Consider the following 17400-nt stretch of genomic DNA (forward strand, 5'->3'; position numbering starts at 1 on the left):
CCTTGGGTGAGGCTCGTTGCCTGGCGGCTTATTCTGTGCTTACGCTTTTTCAAGCTGCCGGATGCGCGTGCGCCCGCTCGCCCAAAACAGAGCCACCCCGAGCGCGCACGACCCCATCTGCGTGACAGGGAAAGCCCAGGTGAGGCCGGTAAATCCAAAAAGTGTATCTCCCGCGAAGACCGTGACGAAAAAGAAAACGCCCACGCTCGCGGTCAAAACTACCGCCGCCACGCCTTTACCGCAAGCTTGGAACCAGGCGACAAGCAGCATCACTAACGCATAGAAAACGGTTGAGAAAAGCAGGGCGGTGAGTACCTGGTCCCCCGCCGTGATGATGCTGGGTCCGCCCGCAAGATACAGCGCCCAATCGCGGAACGCCCAGACCGGAATCGAGAACACTGCCGAGGTTCCGACCGAGAGCAGCACCGCGACCTTGAGTGCGGCACGCAGACGCTCCCGATTCCCCGCACCGTAGGTATATGCAAAAAGTGGAATACTGCCCATGCAGATACCTGTACATAGGGTTTGCGGAACCATGATCAGACGGATCGAGACGCCGAAAGAGGCGACCGCCGCATCGCCGTATTTAACCGCCAGGTTATTGAGCACCAGGGCCGAGACAACGAGGAAAAGACTCGATACCATTTGCGAGGACCCTACAGAGAGCACGGGTTTAAGCACGTCGGCAGAGAGCGTGAAATCCTTGAGCGACCACGAAAAATTCTTGCTCTTCGCGGTCAAAAACAGCATGTAATAAATAATGCAGGCGACGTTTGTCCCCATGAGAGCCCAGCCAGAGCCCGCCGCGCCCATGCGTAAAACGCCGATGAGCAGCACATCCAGCACGAGGTTGGCGAGTACTCCCCATAGCAGGCCGTACATGGATTGTTTGGCGTACCCTTCGGCGCGCACCAGCTGTTCCAGGGTAAACATACACATCCAGGGCGGGGCACCAAGGAACAGCACGGTCACGAACCAGCGAGTCGGTTCATAGGTGGCACCACCGGCACCCATCAGCCGAGTGAGCGGATCGACGAAAAAGATCCCCGCTACCGCCAGCCCTACGCCGAAGATTAGAGAAGCATAGACAGCGAAAGAGGTAACTGCGGGAATGCGTTCGGTGTTGCCCTCGCCCAGCAATCGTGCCGTGAGGGTGGATGCGCCCACCCCGAAAAGTCCCGCCAGCGCGGTAATGACGCCTACCACCGGGAACCCGAAGATAAGCGCGGCGAGGTCTTCAACCGTGCCAAAGTGCCCCACGAAATAGGAATTCACCACGTTGTAGATGGCGGTGATCGCCAGCCCGGTTGCCATGGGGATACCCAGGGCAAGCAGGGCGCGCATCACCGGGGCATCTTTGAGGAAGTAAATGTTTCGGGAGTCTTCACTCAGGTTGTTTTGATGAAGAACTTCGCGGGAAAGCTCGTCTGCACTTGCCGTCGATGCGGTACCCCCAGCAACCTGTGTTTCGGGTACACCGAGATGCTCGGCCTGGGGCACGGTGTACCTCCTTATAGGGTAATGGTCGCTGAACGTAGGCGGCGTGCGAGCGCATGGAGTATAGGCATATAAGCCTGACAAGGGTATATACCCAGTCTGGAATAATCCTGCGGCATATGTATGTGCCATGCAATAACCTCACATGGCACCAATACCGCAAGTTTTTCCTTATATGCCGGTAAACGCATATAACCGGTTGGCTCTCCCTGAGTGCGGGGCTGCCGCCTCGCTTATCATACACGGCTGTGCCCGTGTGGGGCATATGCAGGTCGTTCCATGACGGAATAACTTCTGATACTGCTCTGCACGGCAGAACCTTATATGCGGTTTTGAGCATATTATTCGAGCTGCTTTATCTGGCATATACCAAAAAGCGTTATACAGCGGTGAAACTCTGTTTCCAGGGTCCACCGCTATATAATGCTTCGGGCATACACTCAGGTCAGAGCGTTTTCACGGGTGCGAATAACAGAAAGTGCAGACCCGCTACTCAGACTCAACCTTAATCTCGGTCACGCCGTGCTCAGGGGTGCCCGATGCGGGCGCATCCTTCACCTTAGTACCGCCGGTTGCGAAGAACAGGATCACGCCCAGTACGCACGCCGAAATCTGGGTGAAGGGGAACGCCCAGGTGAGGCCGTCGAAGCCGAACCACATATTGCCGAAGATGACTGCGGGGAAGAAAAGCAGGGCAATGCCCAGGGTCATGAGCGTGGCGGGCAAGCCTTTACCGGCGGCCTGGAACCACGAGACGAACACGATGCTCACGGCGTTGAACACGGCGGCAAGCATGAGCGCGACCAGTACTTTCTCGCCGGTGGCAACCAGCGAGGAGTCGCCCACGAGTTCAAGCAGCTGGCGACGGAATATCAAAACGGGGGTGGTGAAGATAATGGAGGTTGCCACCGATACCATTGCGGCGGTTTTCAGCGCCGAACGTACTCGGTCTCGATTGCGGGCACCGTAGGCGTAGGCGAAGAGCGGAATACCGCCCATGCAGATGCCCATACACAGCATTTCGGGTACCATGTTTAGACGCATCGCCAGCCCGAAAGCGGCCACGGAGTCGTCACCGTATCCTGCCGCAATATTGTTGAGCACCAGCACGGAAACGGTCAGGTTTGCACTCTGAATCAGTTCGGCGGCGCCCACGGCGAACACGGGTTTAATAATGTCGCCAGCGATCACAAAATCGCTGGGTTTCCACGAAAAGTTGGGACTCTTGCGAATAAGGAACTGCAGGTAATACACCATGGATGCGGCGTTTGCGGCGAGCATCGCCCAACCGGCACCGGCGATACCCCAGCCGAGGACCGCAATCAGCAGAACATCGAAAATTGAGTTGATGACGACGCCCCAGATAATGCCGTACATAGACTGTTTGGCGTAACCTTCAGAACGCACCAGCTGTTCCAGGGTAAACATGCCGACCGAAAACGGCGCACCCACAAAGAGCAGGTGCACGAAGGTTTTGGTTGGTTCAAAGGATGACCCGGAAGCGCCCATCAGCCCGGTAATCGGGTCTGCGAACAGGAACCCGGCAATGGCAACCACCACGCCACAGGCGAGCGCGGAGTACAGGGCGAATGAGGTTACGTTGCGAATACGTGCCTCATTGCCTTCGCCCAGCAGACGCGACGCCAGGGTTGATGAGCCCAGGCCGAACACACCCGCAATCGCCATGATGATACCGAAGACAGGTACGCCGTATCCGGTGGCGGCGAGCTCTTCGACAGTGCCGTAGTGCCCCACAAAGTAGGAGTTAATGACGTTGTAAATGCTGGTGATCGCCAGACCTGCCGCCATGGGGATACCCAGGGCAAGAAGCGCCTTGAAAACGGGTGCGTCTTTGAGCAGGTAGATGTTTTTGGGATCGTCCATATTGGGTATCCCGGGGCCTGTATCAGGTGCGGGCACAGCCGGGATGGCGCCAGTGGTGGAGGGTACGGTTCCTGTCACCGCCGGAACTGCACCGGTGACGGGCGGGTTCGCCTCGGACGGCGCTACTGTGCCAAGTTTTGCTGCTACGTTGGGTTTGTCTGCTGCGCCGGTATTTTCGGGCAGGGAATGTTTAGGTTTATGTGTCATGAAGATGCGTTTCTCGGTCTGTGGAGTGCGCCCGTCTCTGGGGCGGCATGGCTCAGGTAATATCGGTCAGCGCTACATGCCGGATGCGGGCAGGGGACTCTATTGTACCCGTTTCCTGTTGAGAAGTAAGCCCTTCATCTCGTTGCTTTTCCTCCCGATCCTCTCCCCTGCTTCCCCCTCTAACCTCCCACGCAAAAAGGCTCTTTATGTGAATAAAGAGAGTTTTTCAACGTTTTATTCACATAAAGAGCCTTTTTACACGCTAACGCTTTCAAAGGGGCACATTTTCTGCGTAAAGTATGCGGTAAAGTTATTAGTGCCCTCTTCCCGGAATGAGTCACCGGCACAGTTTGCAAATTTACATTCCGTGATGACTTTCGGGGCGGATGAGCTGGAGCACCGCAGATTCCGAGCGCGCGAGGCACCAAATCTGCGTGCGGAAGGCGCGCAAGCGCGAGTAGACATGTCTCTCTACGAACTAGTAGAAACGGCTCAAGCGATCCTCGTCAGCTACATTCTGATTGATGGATCAGCTCAAGCCGTTTCACATGTTGTAGGCTTTATCTCAGCTTGGTTTAAGAGCCTGAGGTAATACCCTACTCACAGAGAGGGGCTGGCAGAAGGCACTCTCCTCCCGGAGAGAAATGTCCCATTTACCTCTCAAGCGCCGCCCGCAGATCCGCCATAGTTGTCGAGCGCATTGTACCGAAGAATTGTGCATCTACCTGTTCGACAGCGGGAATCGCCCGAATCGCAATATCCTGCCCCGCGTCCGTGAGAAGAACATTCTTTGACCGCCCGTCTGTAGGGCTTGAAACACGCTGCACAAGCTCGCTTTTCTCTAGGCGCCGCAGCACGTCAGAGACCATTTGTGCATCCATACCAGCAGCTTTAGCAATATCGATCTGTTGTACAGATTCGGTCTTTTGAGTCAGCCAGTAGGCGCAGGCGAGAATCACGAACTGAGTCTGCGTAACACCCAGCGGTTCCAGGGCATCAGCTACCGCTCGCTGCCATCGCTGGGTTAGTTTCCACAGTACAAACCCCGGGCTGTCAGCACCAGGGTTAGCAAACCTGCTAACACTCATGATGCACGCGCCGCCTTAATAAGCTCGTTCATCTGGGCGGGAAAATCAGAGCTTATACCAGGCCCTATGTGTGCACCTATGGTATCTGCCTCTTCCCCTGTGATTTCTAGGGTGTGAGTAATGCGTGTGCCTTCCTTGACGGGCTCAAACTCGTGACGGAAGATCAGGATTAGACCGTTAAACGGGGTCTCGTCGGCGTAGCGCTTTTCAGGCACGAACTCGGTGACCGTTGAGATGACCTGTTCCTGACCGGCAGGAGTCATTGCGATGCGTGTACCCACTGCGAGTTCCCGTTCAGGTTCAAAATGGTCGCCGCCGGGCAGGGTAAGTTCTCCACTGTGCACCGCAATAAAGGTGCGCCATAAAGCCGGTATGCTGACATCAGTAATCTGAGAATGCTGGGTGCTCCACATCGCGTATTCCCCTTCTTACGAGAGTGTTATGTTCCATTGCGTATATTAGTAAATACATTGATTATCAATGCATTTACTAATATATCAAAAAGCGTCTCTCAGAGGAACCATGAAGCATGGTAGCCTAACGCGGCACTACCCTAGCCCTTCTTCGCATCCTCCAGCACCTGCATCAGTTCGGCGAGGCCTGCATCCAGCTGACGGTGTGTCTCAGCGGGCAGCTTTTCCAGAATACGCCGCTCGTTTTCCACGTGTTCGAAGACGACTTTTTCTACCAATTCACGCCCGGCGCCCGTCAGCTTCACGAGCATACTGCGGGCATCGTCCGGGTTAGGGATGCGCTCAATGAGCCCGCGCTTCTGCACCTTCTGCAGGCGGGTTGTCATAGTGCCCGAAGTAACCATGAGCGAAGCAAAAAGCTCGGTCGGGGTCAGAATATAGGGCGCACCCGCACGGCGTAACGTCGCCAACACGTCAAAGGCGCCATTACTGAGATCATAGGCAGCAAAAACCTCGTCAAGACGCGGCGCGAGCAGAATGGAGCATCGCCTAAGACGGCCAATCAGGGCCATATTTTCAGAAGCCAATTCAGGGAGTTCACGTTTCCACTGATCAATAATGACGTCCACGGCATCGGGGTGGATACTGCGGGAACGGGCGCTCGACATATTCCTCCTAAAATCGACTCACGACTATTTTATCTTGCTTTCAAGACAAAAAGCGATTAGGATTTATCTTGAACTCAAGGCATCTATCCGACTGCGAAGAACTATGAAAAACCGTCTTCCTCTGCTGATCATCACGGCGTTCGTCCCCATGGTTTGGGGATCAACCTACCTCATCACCTCCGAGTTTCTGCCGCCCAACCGTCCCTTCACCGCCGCACTGATCCGCGTGCTGCCAGCAGGGTTGCTGCTACTGCTCATCACCCGAGAGTTCCCGCTCAAGAACGAGCTGGGCCGAATTATTCTTCTCGGCACCCTCAATATCGGTCTATTCCAGGCGATGCTATTCGTCTCTGCGTACCGCCTGCCCGGCGGACTGGCGGCGATTCTCAGCTCAACACAAACTATTTTCGTCCTCGTCCTCACCCGAACAGTTGCCAAGAAAGCGACTCCCGCTTCGGCATGGCTTGCCGCACTTATGGGAATTATCGGCATTATTCTGTTGGTCGCATCCCCCAGCACCACCTTCGATGTGATCGGTATTCTTGCGGCGCTCACCGGGGCTGTCGCCATGGCCTGCGGAATTTTCTTCACCGCCTCAGGAACATCGTCTCTCTCGACTCTCGCCATGACAGGATGGCAGCTGCTCGTGGGCGGAATATTCCTGCTGCCCATTGCCCTGCTGACCGAGGAACCGCTGCCACCGCTGACCGCCGCGAACATCGGTGGATACGCCTTCCTCTGCCTGGTGGGCACCGCGCTCGCCTACTGCGTGTATTTTCATGGACTCTCGAAGTTGCCACCCGCGGTCATTGCATCCCTGGGACCGCTCAGCCCAGTCACCGCCTTTATCCTTGGCTGGATTTTCTTGGGACAAAACATGACACCGCTTTCGATGCTCGGCTTCGTGCTGGTACTGACCTCAATAGTGGGGGTACAGCGCGCGATGATGGGCGCTCGAAAAGCGACTCTTTCCCACACAAAATAGTTTTCTTACCGTCACACACACGATATAAAAAGGCTCTTGATGCGCATAAAGCACCAAGAGCCTAAGGTAATTGTTCTACCCGTAGAGAGGGGCCGGCAGTTGGAGCTACCGATTTCTCTTGCCTTTACTCATAAAGATGGAACCAGCTTAGCATACCGCCCCAGCGCGCCGATTAGCTATCAGTCGTCTTAGGCGGCTCAGCGTCATTCTTGGCTGTTTCCTCTTTGGTTTCAGCCGCCTGTGAATTCCTCTCAGCACGGGCTTTTTCACGCTCCGCTGCCTCGCGCTTGGCCTTCGCCTGCTCGTAGAGCTTCGCCGAGGATTTGTTGATACCCGTACCCTGCCCTAGGGACGGATCGTTCGGGCGTTCCGCTAAGATCAGGGTTGCACACACTACGAGGGTGACCACAAAAACCGCGCCCGCCACACCTAAGGCCAACACGAGGTTGGGGTGGTTGCGGGTGCCACCGGTTGCAAAAATAAATACGGCGAAGAAAGCCGCTACAGCCAGAGCAGCGGCAACCAGCAGGGGACCTTTCACCTGCGCTTTAAATCCGCGGGGGCGTTCTTCAGCCACTCGTTCCTCCTCTTGTGTGTGTCTAACCAGTGTACGCGCCGTTGCAATACACCTCTAAAACCTGGGTGCTATATGAACTAAGGTTTTGTTCGGTCAGCGCTCGCTTTCTCATTCGGACCCAGAGAACCCACCAGCAGAAAAACGCCGATAATTAGCGCCCCGCCGCCGGGAACTCCCAGGGTCGCTTTCGCCCCTATCTCCCCCACAAACGGCAGAAGTAAAGCAACCGCAAGAAGCACGCCCCCTTCCAGAGCCCAGTCGCGCCACACAGCCACCGCGCTACGGTAGCGCATCCCTAAGAGCAGCTTAATCAGCCCCGGCAGGCCCGAACCGGCGCATACCGCCAGAATAATAAGAGCAAGGGTATCCGGTATTATCACGAGTAAAGCCCCGGATGCCGCCTGCACGAGTGCCGCCGAACTGAGCGATGCGCTCGTCGCGGGCCCGTAGTGCATCCCGCAGGCCGTGAGCGCGTGTGAGGTGCCGAGCGCGAGCATCCAGAGGCCCAAAAGTATTTTGGTGAAAACATTATCAGGGGTCTGCACAAAAACGGTGATAATCCCAAAGATAAGGTATATCAGCGCGTGCAGCATTAACGATGCGCGCCCTTGCGCGGTACCAACAGCGCGCGGAACTTTTCCGCTCGGGGGCGGGGTCGATGCCGAGGGTTTCGTGCTCACGTGTACCAGAATACCGCGCAGCACCCTAAAATCCCGCATAAACCCCCGGGAGCATCCTTAATATTCCATATACGGAATATAGAATACACCCGGGGTTTAGCACTTCTGGAGCCGTTCGGGGCTACTCCAGCTCAACCGGGCCGAGCACGCGAGCCTCCTCAATATCCAGGATTTCCTGAATCGCGTGGAGCACATTCATGTCGATTGTGCGCTCATTACGCAGGCGCTTGAGCACACTGCGTTGCTTCTCCAAATGCCGCAGACGCAGCTCTTTCTCAAGGTCGCTCGCTTCAATAATGCGGCGGGCTTCTTCCGGCGCGTTCGCACCGTCTTTACGAACGGCGTGCAGGTTGCGGTACATACTCGCGTTGTACATCTGTTCATCGGCAATGCGGTCGATAATCCACTGTGGTGCACCAATTTCCTGGCCGATCTCAGCCACAGAGTCGAAGGACTCGGCAATGATCGTGCGCACTGCTTCATTAATCTCATCTTCTTCGGTGGTATCAACCGGAATTTTCGCCCACCTAATAACGAGCGGCAGGAGCATCCCCTGAACCACCATCGACAGCAGAACCACGCCCGCAACAATAAAGATAATAAAGTCACGCGCGGGAACATCAGTCGGCACGGAGAGAGCCACCGCGAGGGAAACACCGCCGCGCAGTCCCGCAAAGGTACTCACTACACGGCCACGGAAAGTTGTGCGCAGCTGCTTCTGCTTTTCTGAACGGTCAAGGGCACGAATAATACCGATCGAGACGTGCAGGAAAATAAAACGCGCCGCAATGGAAACAAGCCATGCCACCACAATCACGGCGAACGTCAAAGCCCACGCATAGTTGTATTCACGAAGAACATCATCCACAGGCGCAGTGGCGCTGGGCAGCTGAACACCCACGAGCACGAAGAGCGCACCGTTCATGACATAGGAGACAAACGACCAGATGGGCAGACCGTAGAAACGGTTTTGGGGTTTGATGGTATCCGGTCCGCGATAGGTCAGGTAGAAAGCGGCGACCACCACAGCCACCACTCCGGAACCTTTCATGCCCTCAAAAGGCTCGATCTCTTCAGCCAGGAAGAAAGCAATAAACGGCACGGTAAACATGAACACGCTGAAGTTCATGGGGTTGCCGATGTGCGCACGCAGCTTATTCGCACCCCATCCGACGGCCAGGCCAACGAGACTTCCGATCAGGAACGAGAAGAAGAACATTCCGGATGCGGTCCCCAGGGCCAGTTCATGACCACCCGCAAGCTGCAGGGCGAGTGCGAAAAGAACTAGGGTGGTGCCGTCGTTAATGAGTGCTTCCGCTTTAAGGGTGGTGATGGAAGATTTGGGGAGTTTGCCGTTGAGCGTTGCCACGGCCACGGCATCGGTAGGGGCGAGCGCCACGCCGATAATCAGCGCCACATGCCACAGGTAGACGCCCATAAATGTGTGAAGCACCCAGGCGATAACGAACGCCGTGAAAATTACGAGCACCGTGCCCGAGAGCAGAATGCCGCGCAGACGGGCGCGCACCTCACGCCAGGAGGTGTTTCGGGTCTCCCAGAACAGCATCACGGGCAGGAAGATTTCGAGAATCACGTGCGGGGGCAGCCCGGTCTCGCGCACCTCGTGCATGGCGTGAACGGGGATGAGCGCCAGCACAAGCCCCATGAAAATGAGCATAATGGCGGGGGTTATCCGTATTTTATGGGCGAGGATATTACCCAGAAGAATTGCCAGCGATAGGGCAATGATGACTTCAAGCACGGTGATGCTCCTTGATGTGTGTTGGAGATTGAAGAGGAATAAACAGCGCCAGAATAACACCTGTGAAGGCGCGCATATTCCAACATATCACGGGTAAAAATACGGGGCTTTATGCTGAACGGCACTCTCTTCGCGGTGCTGTACTTCTAGGTGCAAAAGACGCGCGAATGTAAGATACCCCGTGCAGGGGTGCACACCGAGCGGTCTAGTTATCTGTTCTATAGGAGTCGGCTTACGAGGCTTTATAGCGCCGCAAACCTCACGAAATATGACGATTCGTGTCATGCAGACACAAAGATGCGCGCGCATCCGCAGAAATTCCGTCGCAAAGTGAGCGTCCATGCATCGAACGTGAGAAAATGGGGGCATGACTGAACAGACTAATTCCCCAGTAACCGGCTCCCCGCTCGTGAAGCGCGGGCTTGCCGACATGCTCAAGGGCGGCGTTATTATGGACGTCGTCACCCCCGAACAGGCCAAGATCGCCGAAGATGCTGGTGCCGTCGCCGTCATGGCGCTTGAGCGCGTACCCGCCGATATTCGTGCGCAGGGCGGTGTGGCCCGTATGTCCGACCCCGATATGATTGAGGGCATCATTAACGCCGTCTCGATTCCCGTGATGGCGAAGGCGCGCATCGGGCATTTTGTTGAGGCGCAGATTCTTGAAAGCCTCAAGGTGGATTACATCGACGAGTCAGAGGTACTCTCCCCCGCCGATTACGTGAACCACATTGACAAGCACCAGTTCACGGTGCCGTTCGTATGCGGCGCCACCAACCTGGGCGAGGCGCTGCGCCGTATCGCCGAGGGTGCCGCCATGATCCGCTCGAAGGGTGAGGCGGGCACCGGTGACGTCTCGGAGGCGACCAAGCATATCCGCACCATTAAGCGCCAGATCGCCGAGCTGCAGGGCCTGTACAACACCATGCCCGACGAGCTGTACGTGAAGGCGAAAGAACTTGCCGCCCCCTACGATCTGGTGCTCGAAGTTGCGAAGACCGGTAAGCTGCCCGTGGTCATGTTTACCGCCGGTGGCGTGGCAACCCCCGCCGACGCAGCCATGATGATGCAGCTGGGCGCGGACGGCGTATTCGTCGGCTCCGGCATCTTCAAATCCGGCAACCCCGAGGCACGTGCCAAGGCCATCGTGAAGGCGACCGCGTTCTACAACGACCCCGAAAAACTGGCGGATGCATCGCGCGGTTTGGGCGAGGCCATGGTCGGCATCAACGTTGCCGATCTGCCCGCGCCGCATCGTCTGGCGGAGCGCGGCTGGTAAGTATAGGCCGCCACGTGGCGGATGCGTGCTCGCCGATCGGTATATTTCGGATCAGGCGAGCGCCCGGCCAAGGCATGCAGGGGGTGAAGCTCGATGCGGGCTTCGCCCCCCCCCGACTCTGTTCAGATACGTTATCTGCTCGGGTGAGTTTGGTGCTCTCAAACGCAGCCCGCAACTCAACGTTCTACACTGTGCGCAACCTCGTGTTGCAGAAAGATAGGCTCATGAGCGAGACTGAGGTTCTTCCCCCGGCTGCCCTGCCCGGTGCGGGCAAAACTGTGGGTGTTTTGGCGCTGCAGGGCGGTGTCGCCGAACACGCGCGCATGCTCGAATCACTGGATGCGCAGGTGGTGCTCGTCAAAAGTGCCGAGCAGCTGGCGAACCTGGATGCGCTGGTTCTGCCCGGCGGCGAATCTTCCACGATTGACAGGCTGACCAGGATTTTTGGACTGCGTCAGCCGTTGATTGAGGCGATTTCGGGGGGCTTGCCGACCCTGGGAACCTGTGCCGGGCTGATTATGCTCTCGACTGTGATTGACGATCCGGCTCCGGGGCAGCAGTCGCTCGGTGTTTTGGATGTTTCGGTTGGGCGTAACGCCTTCGGCTCGCAGGTCGATTCGGCGCAGGTTCATCTGCCGTGGCTTACACCCTCAGGTGAGGAAGTCGTGATCGATACGGCGTTTATTCGCGCGCCGATTGTGACCCGCGCCGGTGAAGGCGTGCAGGTGGTGGCGCATCATGAGGGCAAGATTGTAGGTGTGCGCGCCGGGAACATTATCGGCATTTCTTTCCACCCGGAAGTCACAGGCGATACCATCGTGCACGAGGAACTGCTCTCGCTAATTCGGTAGGCCCTTTCCCGTCTCTCCCCTAGTATAAAAAGAGCCTTTATGTGGGAGAACAAAAGTTATCGGAACCTATCGGGGGTTATCGGGATTTTTAAGATAAGTCCCGATAGGTTGAGATAACTTCGTGCAGCTACTGTGCCGACCGCTTAATGAACCGGTCCATCCCCGGAACCGTAAAAGCGATCCGACCATATGCGGGGCTGTACAGTACACCTTTCTCAATTAAGGATGCGCGGCGGGCACTCAAAGACGTTGTAATAGATTTCATCCGGCTGGATACCTCTGAGACCGGCACAGAATCTCCTTCTTCCTCAGACATAAGATCAGCGACCGCCACCAAGTAGTGTTTCTCAGATTCTGTTGCCCTGTTCCACCGCGTCATATAGAATCCGCGGTTTAGTTCTTCCCAGCCCAGGGTGACGCCTACACGAACATCATCCTCAGTGATATTGCCCGCGCTGGCACAGTCCCAGGCATCCCGCCCAAACTGCTGAATGAAATAAGGGTATCCGTGGGATTGGTCCACAAGTTCTGCAAGCGCATCCTGCGTGATACTACCGCCATTTTTAGCAATAGGATCAGCATAAGCCAGCCTGGTCTGATCATCATTGAGACGCTCTAAAGGATGGTAGCTAAAGAGCCTTTCGGCGTAAGTCTTAATCTCGCCCAGTTTCGTGGGAACTGAAGGCAGTCCAGCTCCGAAAATATAGAATGGAAGCTCTTTTTGCCCGGCTTCATGCTGGGTTGTCAACAGAATATCGAGCATCTCGTGATCAAGATCTTGAATCTCATCAATGAAAATACCCACACCAGTACTAGGCGTTTGGTCTTTGAGTTCCCGAGCCATAGAAAGTAGTGTCTCTGGAAGATCAAAGTCTAGAAGACCCGTTGTATCGGAGTGGTGCGTATCAGCTTTAAGCACGACGGAGGCTCCGGCAAAACCAAGCGTCGCTGATAGAGAGGCGACATTCGATAAGAGTTTCTTCCAGTGGCTTTGCTGTTGGTAGCCTCGAACAGCTAGGGCAAGTTCTTTACCCAGGCGGGTGCGAACTTGAGCATACGCGTTCTTCCCCATTCCGCTTTCCAGAGAGATCGTTACCCATCCGGCACGTTTTGCGTCTTCCTGCAAACGGCGCAGAAGCACGGTTTTACCCATCCCGCGCAGCCCGTAAAGCATCATGCCGCGGCTAATAGCCCCTATCTCGGTACGACGCAGGATATTAGTAAACGTATTAAGCGGTTCTTGCCTACCCGCAAATTCGGGCGGAGTATGCCCGGCACCCGGGCGGAATGGATTAAGAGTCATGATCTGCGGAAGCCTCCTTAGATTTTTAGTCTACAGGAAGTTATCGGAACCTATCGGGGGTTATCGGAATTTTTAAGATAAGTCCCGATAGGTTGAGACAAGCGGCAAAACTAGTTATCCCCGGATATCCCTTTTTGGGGATATCTAGGGATAAGTTGGGATAACTTACCGCGCAGCCTTATTTTCCGAGGCGGTTGCAGAAGCTGTTGTGCTTTCCAGACAAAGGCTGTATCTCCCCTCTCCACCCTAAGAGTCATCACGGGGGTATATTTCATAGGATGTTCCGTGTGCTCTACCCCGGTGAAAAGGGTTAATTCAACTTTACCGCATGCTTTACAGGTAAAACTCTCTCATTCTTAGACTTCGCGCCGCGTTAGAGTTCAATGACGGTATCGTCCTGCCGAGCGGGCGCATCCTCATCGTGGGTGCTCACCAGCACGATTGCGGTATGGGCCGCTCGTTCAATCAGTTCCCAGACGCGGGCACGGGTAGGCGCATCCAGCCCGGCGGTCGGTTCATCGAGAACCATGACGGTCGCGAAGCTCAGGGCTTCCTGCTCATTCAAGGTTTCGGCCGCCGCCAAAGTACGTGCCAAGGCGATACGCCTGCCCTCTCCCCCGGACACGCTGCCGTTCTCACCCGCGACGGTGTCATGACATCGAGCACCACTAGAGGTAAATTCGCTTAGCCCCACCGCCTGCAGGTACCGGTCGCATATATGCACCGGAATGTCGCGCCCAAACGCCACATTCTCATGCGCGGTACCAACCAGCAGCCCAGCCTCCTGCGGCAGGTAGACAACCCGAAGAGTGCCTTGCGGCGCGCTCATCGACATATAAGCGGGGGTAGTTGTCGCACGCACGCCAAGAAGCCGTTCTAAAAGCAGACTTTTTCCCGCGCCGGATGCACCACGCACCCAACATGGGCGACCAGGCTTCACCGTATATACACCATAAGATGTTTCACTCAGATTGCGTGCATCCACGCGGAGGGAAAGCTCACCTGTGGTTATGACATAGTCGATGAGATACCCCGAATCTTCAGCGGAAAAAGCGGCTATTTTATGGTGCGCCTGCCGGTAACGCTCCGCCGAAACCGCTATGGTCGATACCCCAAACCCAACGGCTTGGAGCGGACCAATTGCCGCCGCGCACACTCCTATGAGCGCCACCGCAGTACCCGTAATCTGCGCCGGAGAGCCTTCACCGAATAAATACGGTTTTGAGCACTATTGCGAGCAGGCATAGAGCCAGCATCGCGCCCTGCCAGGTGTGTAACAGCATGGTGTAACGGTAACTTTTGAGAGCTTTTGCTTCTACAGGCAGGCGGCCTTGGGCGTATCGGTCGTGAAGAAAGGGAGCCGCCCCAAGAATTCTGCTCTCACGCCAGAGACGAAGCGTGTTTTCCAGGGTACCGAAACTGCGCATTGAGCCGTCAAAGAATTCGCCCTGAAACTTCTGATGACGCGCGATCAGCGGCATGCTTCCAGCCAGGTAGAGAGCTACAAACCCGCAAAATATGCCTAGCTCCGGCACGCCACCCATCACCAGAATCGAGACAGCACCGGCGATACAACCAACCCCGGCGGGCAGAATTGAGAGGTACAAGGTGGCGAGGGTTTCGCGAATGGATGCGGCCTGCGCATCGACAGCATACGCAATTTCGGAGGCACCTAGTGTAGCGCGTGCGCGCGGGTCGGCGCCGATGCTGGTGACGAGCGCATCCGCCATATGGCGCGATTGCATTTTCTGCTCAATGAACCCGTAGGCAGGGTAGAAAAGATACCGAAAGCTCTGCCCGATTAGCCACAAAATACTGTAAAGAATCACGAGGATGGCAAGGTTTTGACGCCAAACATAGGGGTTTTCAAGGGTGCGCTGAACACCATAACCCAGCAGAATGGGGCAGGCGATCAGAGCGAGCGCAGAGATAATGACGGCGGCCAGTACGCTAAGGTTTTTCGGGAATGATACTCGCCAGGCTAAAGTCATGACGCGAGCACAAAATACAAAATATGGTTTGAGGTATTTCACCGAGTTCTCTTTCTCTCCCGCTGCTCGATGCGGCGGGAGAATGTATTGTCGGTATGTGTGCACCTAGGCACGGTATAACGGTATATATCGTACACTTTCCTGCATATTCGTAGGGTTAAAACGTACGATATGCAGGCAAGTGTACGACTTATGGCGAGAAGGCGCGACTAAAGCCACCCGTTGTCGCGGGCGATGCGCACCGCCTCATGCCGGTTAATGGCGTCAATCTTCGCCATGGCCGCCGAGAGGTGGTTACGTACCGTTCCCGAAGACAACCCGAGCATCCCCGCAATTTCTTTGACGCTCCCGGCGGTCTCGGCAGCGCGAAGCACCTCGGTCTCACGCCCGGTCAGCGGTGAGGAGCCCTGCCATTTTGCCTCCTCAGCCAGCACCGAATCGACCACACGCAGCCCCGCCGCTGTACGGCGAACCGCCTGCGCCAGCTGCGATGCCGTGCCATCTTTCACCACAAACCCGCTCGCCCCGGCCTCCAGGGCGCGGCGTAAATACCCGGGACGGCGAAAAGTTGTCAGAATAAGCGAACGCACCGGCACGCCCGTCTGTGATCTCAGGCCCGAACGGGCAAGTTCGGCGGCCGCCTCAATCCCGGTGGCACCAGGCATTTCAATATCAAGAAGCGCCACATCCGGGCGGGTTTCACGCACGGCAGACAGCACCTCATCACCGCGACCCACCTGCTTGACCACCTCAAGATCAATTTCAAGATCGAGAATCATGGCAAGCGCTTCACGAATCATCTGCTGATCGTCGGCAAGAAGTATTCTCAGCGGCACGGCTACCCCATAATCTCGTCGGTCTTCTCGTCCATGCTGATGCGGATGCGGCACCCATCCCCCACACCTGCCACAGGAGCCTGCTGCAGCCAGTGTTCGGGCGCGTTCCCGAGTGTAAGGGTGCCGCCTGCGTCTTCGATGCGGGTGCGCAGACCGGTGAGTCCGCTCTTACACGGGGCATCACCAATTCCTATACCGTTGTCGGTAACCTCTAACCCGGTGGAGTTCAGCCGCACGGTGGCGTAGGTGGCGTGAGAGTGCCTCACAATATTGGTAACGGTCTCGCGCAGCGCCCAACTGAACAGGGAAGAGTTCATGCCTGCGACGTTCGCGGCGGTTGTCGCATCGGGCAGGCTCGCCTGTATTCCGGCGGTTTCCAGGGCGCGCGAGGATGCCAGAATCTCACCTTCGAGGTCGGGAACGCGCAAACGGGTGACGGTGGAATGCACCTCCGCAAGGGCTTGGCGGGAGAGCTGGGCGACCTGCCGCATCTGTTCCTGCGCGGCGGGGGCGTTGGTTTCCACGAGTTTTGCGGCCAGCTCGGCCTTGAGGTTCACGATCGTGAGGGAATGCCCCAGAACATCGTGCACATCGCGGGCGATGCGTTCACGTTCGCTGAGGATACCGAGTTCTTTTTCAATCGCCTTGTGTTCCCGGCTCTTGTGCATGCTGCGCCCCACGAAATAGGCGATAACGTAGAACATGGTACAAATATTGAGGATAAAGAACCCGTTAAGGGCTTTATCTCCCGCTAGGGCGGGGAACGGGATGGTTGGCGAATCGTCGAGATACCCCTGCCCCACCACGCCGACAAAGTAGTTAGCGGTGAAGACTACCGCAATACTAACAGCTGTTTTTACCCCCAGTTTGAAGGGTACGTGCACATTCATCAGCCACAGCGCCACCCACAGGGGGGATGCGGTATAAAGGAACCCAGCGGTGCCTTGAGGGTACAGCGCAGAGATGATAGCAATCGGCACCATGACCGCCAGAGTCCACAAGAACGTGCGCAGCACGGGGTTCTTGACGGGAATAAGCCGCGGCATTGTATTCGCGAGGAAAAACATCACCCCGCATGTTTGGTAGCAAAAATAGTACTCGAAAAAATGGTCCCGAATGGGTTCTTCAGATTCGATAGCAAGGCGAATCAGCCCGCTCATCGACAGGTTCAGACAGGTTGGCCAGATAAGGCTTCGTGCAATACCCGATTTATCGAAGAATGGGGCATCTGCGCTACCTGGCTGAAGGCGGCGGTTCTCCGGCGTATCCGCATCACGCTGAGAGACATGCGGTGTGCGCGTCGTTGTCATGCTCGCTCCGTCGGTACTCGCTGCCGAATAATGTATCCCTATCATAAATGAGGCTCTTTGAGCATACAC

The 17400-nt window shown here is 56.2% G+C and carries 17 protein-coding genes; 4 read left to right on the forward strand and 13 right to left on the reverse strand.

Annotated features, from left to right (window positions below; genetic code table 11):
- Window positions 1-39 precede the first annotated feature (39 nt).
- A complete protein-coding gene (locus HMPREF2958_RS01720; protein WP_246827980.1) occupies window positions 40-1500 on the reverse strand; it encodes an MATE family efflux transporter in 1461 nt (486 codons plus the stop codon).
- A gap of 486 nt (window positions 1501-1986) precedes the next feature.
- On the reverse strand, window positions 1987-3588 hold the full coding sequence (locus HMPREF2958_RS01725) for an MATE family efflux transporter (RefSeq protein ID WP_070696005.1): 1602 nt from the start codon (window positions 3586-3588) through the stop codon (window positions 1987-1989).
- On the opposite strand from HMPREF2958_RS01725, the gene HMPREF2958_RS11105 reads away from it, so the two are divergent.
- Window positions 3587-4180, forward strand: coding sequence for a hypothetical protein (locus tag HMPREF2958_RS11105; protein WP_070696007.1), 594 nt, complete (start codon window positions 3587-3589; stop codon window positions 4178-4180). The genes HMPREF2958_RS01725 and HMPREF2958_RS11105 overlap by 2 nt on opposite strands.
- Window positions 4181-4241: 61 nt before the next feature.
- Here HMPREF2958_RS11105 and HMPREF2958_RS01735 read toward each other — a convergent pair whose 3' ends face one another.
- The 3 genes from HMPREF2958_RS01735 to HMPREF2958_RS01745 all read right to left on the reverse strand — a co-directional run bounded on the left by HMPREF2958_RS01735 (window position 4242) and on the right by HMPREF2958_RS01745 (window position 5757).
- Entirely contained in the window at window positions 4242-4676 is a 435-nt protein-coding gene (locus tag HMPREF2958_RS01735) for a MarR family winged helix-turn-helix transcriptional regulator (protein WP_070696009.1), read from the reverse strand.
- A complete protein-coding gene (locus HMPREF2958_RS01740; RefSeq protein WP_070696011.1) occupies window positions 4673-5089 on the reverse strand; it encodes an SRPBCC family protein in 417 nt (138 codons plus the stop codon). The genes HMPREF2958_RS01735 and HMPREF2958_RS01740 overlap by 4 nt, the downstream gene beginning before the upstream one ends.
- 140 nt (window positions 5090-5229) lie before the next feature.
- Window positions 5230-5757: a MarR family winged helix-turn-helix transcriptional regulator gene (locus tag HMPREF2958_RS01745; protein ID WP_070696013.1), complete on the reverse strand. Its 528-nt coding sequence runs from the start codon at window positions 5755-5757 to the stop codon at window positions 5230-5232.
- Between the two features lie 103 nt (window positions 5758-5860).
- Between HMPREF2958_RS01745 and HMPREF2958_RS01750 the strand changes: the two genes are divergently transcribed.
- The gene (locus HMPREF2958_RS01750) at window positions 5861-6742 is read left to right on the forward strand and encodes an EamA family transporter (protein WP_070696015.1); all 882 of its coding nucleotides are present in this window, start codon (window positions 5861-5863) and stop codon (window positions 6740-6742) included.
- A 172-nt stretch (window positions 6743-6914) separates the two neighbouring features.
- Here the strand turns inward: HMPREF2958_RS01750 and HMPREF2958_RS01755 are convergent, their stop codons facing one another.
- From HMPREF2958_RS01755 to HMPREF2958_RS01765, 3 genes are all read right to left on the reverse strand, one after another.
- Entirely contained in the window at window positions 6915-7319 is a 405-nt protein-coding gene (locus tag HMPREF2958_RS01755) for a hypothetical protein (protein WP_070696017.1), read from the reverse strand.
- A gap of 77 nt (window positions 7320-7396) precedes the next feature.
- A complete protein-coding gene (locus tag HMPREF2958_RS01760; protein ID WP_246827981.1) occupies window positions 7397-7999 on the reverse strand; it encodes a hypothetical protein in 603 nt (200 codons plus the stop codon).
- Between the two features lie 121 nt (window positions 8000-8120).
- Complete coding sequence (locus tag HMPREF2958_RS01765; RefSeq protein ID WP_070696021.1) at window positions 8121-9761, reverse strand: Na+/H+ antiporter; 1641 nt, start codon at window positions 9759-9761, stop codon at window positions 8121-8123.
- 367 nt (window positions 9762-10128) lie between these two features.
- Here HMPREF2958_RS01765 and pdxS point away from each other — a divergent pair, with 367 nt between their 5' ends.
- Window positions 10129-11040, forward strand: a complete 912-nt coding sequence (gene pdxS / locus HMPREF2958_RS01770) for a pyridoxal 5'-phosphate synthase lyase subunit PdxS (protein ID WP_004006448.1) — start codon at window positions 10129-10131, stop codon at window positions 11038-11040.
- Window positions 11041-11264: 224 nt separating this feature from the next.
- Entirely contained in the window at window positions 11265-11891 is a 627-nt protein-coding gene (gene pdxT, locus HMPREF2958_RS01775) for a pyridoxal 5'-phosphate synthase glutaminase subunit PdxT (RefSeq protein ID WP_070696138.1), read from the forward strand.
- A 127-nt stretch (window positions 11892-12018) separates the two neighbouring features.
- Here the strand turns inward: pdxT and HMPREF2958_RS01780 are convergent, their stop codons facing one another.
- From HMPREF2958_RS01780 to HMPREF2958_RS01795, 5 genes are all read right to left on the reverse strand, one after another.
- Complete coding sequence (locus HMPREF2958_RS01780; protein ID WP_070696023.1) at window positions 12019-13194, reverse strand: ATP-binding protein; 1176 nt, start codon at window positions 13192-13194, stop codon at window positions 12019-12021.
- 373 nt (window positions 13195-13567) lie between these two features.
- Window positions 13568-14365, reverse strand: coding sequence for an ATP-binding cassette domain-containing protein (locus tag HMPREF2958_RS11110; protein WP_246827982.1), 798 nt, complete (start codon window positions 14363-14365; stop codon window positions 13568-13570).
- 31 nt (window positions 14366-14396) lie between these two features.
- Window positions 14397-15227 carry a 6TM ABC transporter family protein gene (locus HMPREF2958_RS11115; protein WP_246827983.1) on the reverse strand — a complete coding sequence of 277 codons (831 nt, stop codon included), beginning with the start codon at window positions 15225-15227 and terminating at the stop codon, window positions 14397-14399.
- A 167-nt stretch (window positions 15228-15394) separates the two neighbouring features.
- Window positions 15395-16021, reverse strand: a complete 627-nt coding sequence (locus HMPREF2958_RS01790; RefSeq protein ID WP_083313674.1) for a response regulator transcription factor — start codon at window positions 16019-16021, stop codon at window positions 15395-15397.
- A gap of 2 nt (window positions 16022-16023) precedes the next feature.
- Complete coding sequence (locus tag HMPREF2958_RS01795) at window positions 16024-17331, reverse strand: sensor histidine kinase (protein WP_070696025.1); 1308 nt, start codon at window positions 17329-17331, stop codon at window positions 16024-16026.
- Between the last annotated feature and the right edge of the window lie 69 nt (window positions 17332-17400).

Origin of the sequence: Rothia sp. HMSC036D11 (assembly GCF_001814205.1) — a bacterium.
Lineage (GTDB): Bacteria > Actinomycetota > Actinomycetes > Actinomycetales > Micrococcaceae > Rothia > Rothia dentocariosa.

Coding starts and splice junctions, on each gene's coding strand:
- HMPREF2958_RS11105 (WP_070696007.1), top strand. CDS start 3,587: ATGAAGATGCGTTTCTCGGTCTGTGGAGTGCGCCCGTCTCTGGGGCGG.
- HMPREF2958_RS01725 (WP_070696005.1), bottom strand. CDS start 3,588: ATGACACATAAACCTAAACATTCCCTGCCCGAAAATACCGGCGCAGCA.
- HMPREF2958_RS01735 (WP_070696009.1), bottom strand. CDS start 4,676: ATGAGTGTTAGCAGGTTTGCTAACCCTGGTGCTGACAGCCCGGGGTTT.
- HMPREF2958_RS01740 (WP_070696011.1), bottom strand. CDS start 5,089: ATGTGGAGCACCCAGCATTCTCAGATTACTGATGTCAGCATACCGGCT.
- HMPREF2958_RS01745 (WP_070696013.1), bottom strand. CDS start 5,757: ATGTCGAGCGCCCGTTCCCGCAGTATCCACCCCGATGCCGTGGACGTC.
- HMPREF2958_RS01750 (WP_070696015.1), top strand. CDS start 5,861: ATGAAAAACCGTCTTCCTCTGCTGATCATCACGGCGTTCGTCCCCATG.
- pdxS (WP_004006448.1), top strand. CDS start 10,129: ATGACTGAACAGACTAATTCCCCAGTAACCGGCTCCCCGCTCGTGAAG.
- pdxT (WP_070696138.1), top strand. CDS start 11,265: ATGAGCGAGACTGAGGTTCTTCCCCCGGCTGCCCTGCCCGGTGCGGGC.
- HMPREF2958_RS01780 (WP_070696023.1), bottom strand. CDS start 13,194: ATGACTCTTAATCCATTCCGCCCGGGTGCCGGGCATACTCCGCCCGAA.
- HMPREF2958_RS01795 (WP_070696025.1), bottom strand. CDS start 17,331: ATGACAACGACGCGCACACCGCATGTCTCTCAGCGTGATGCGGATACG.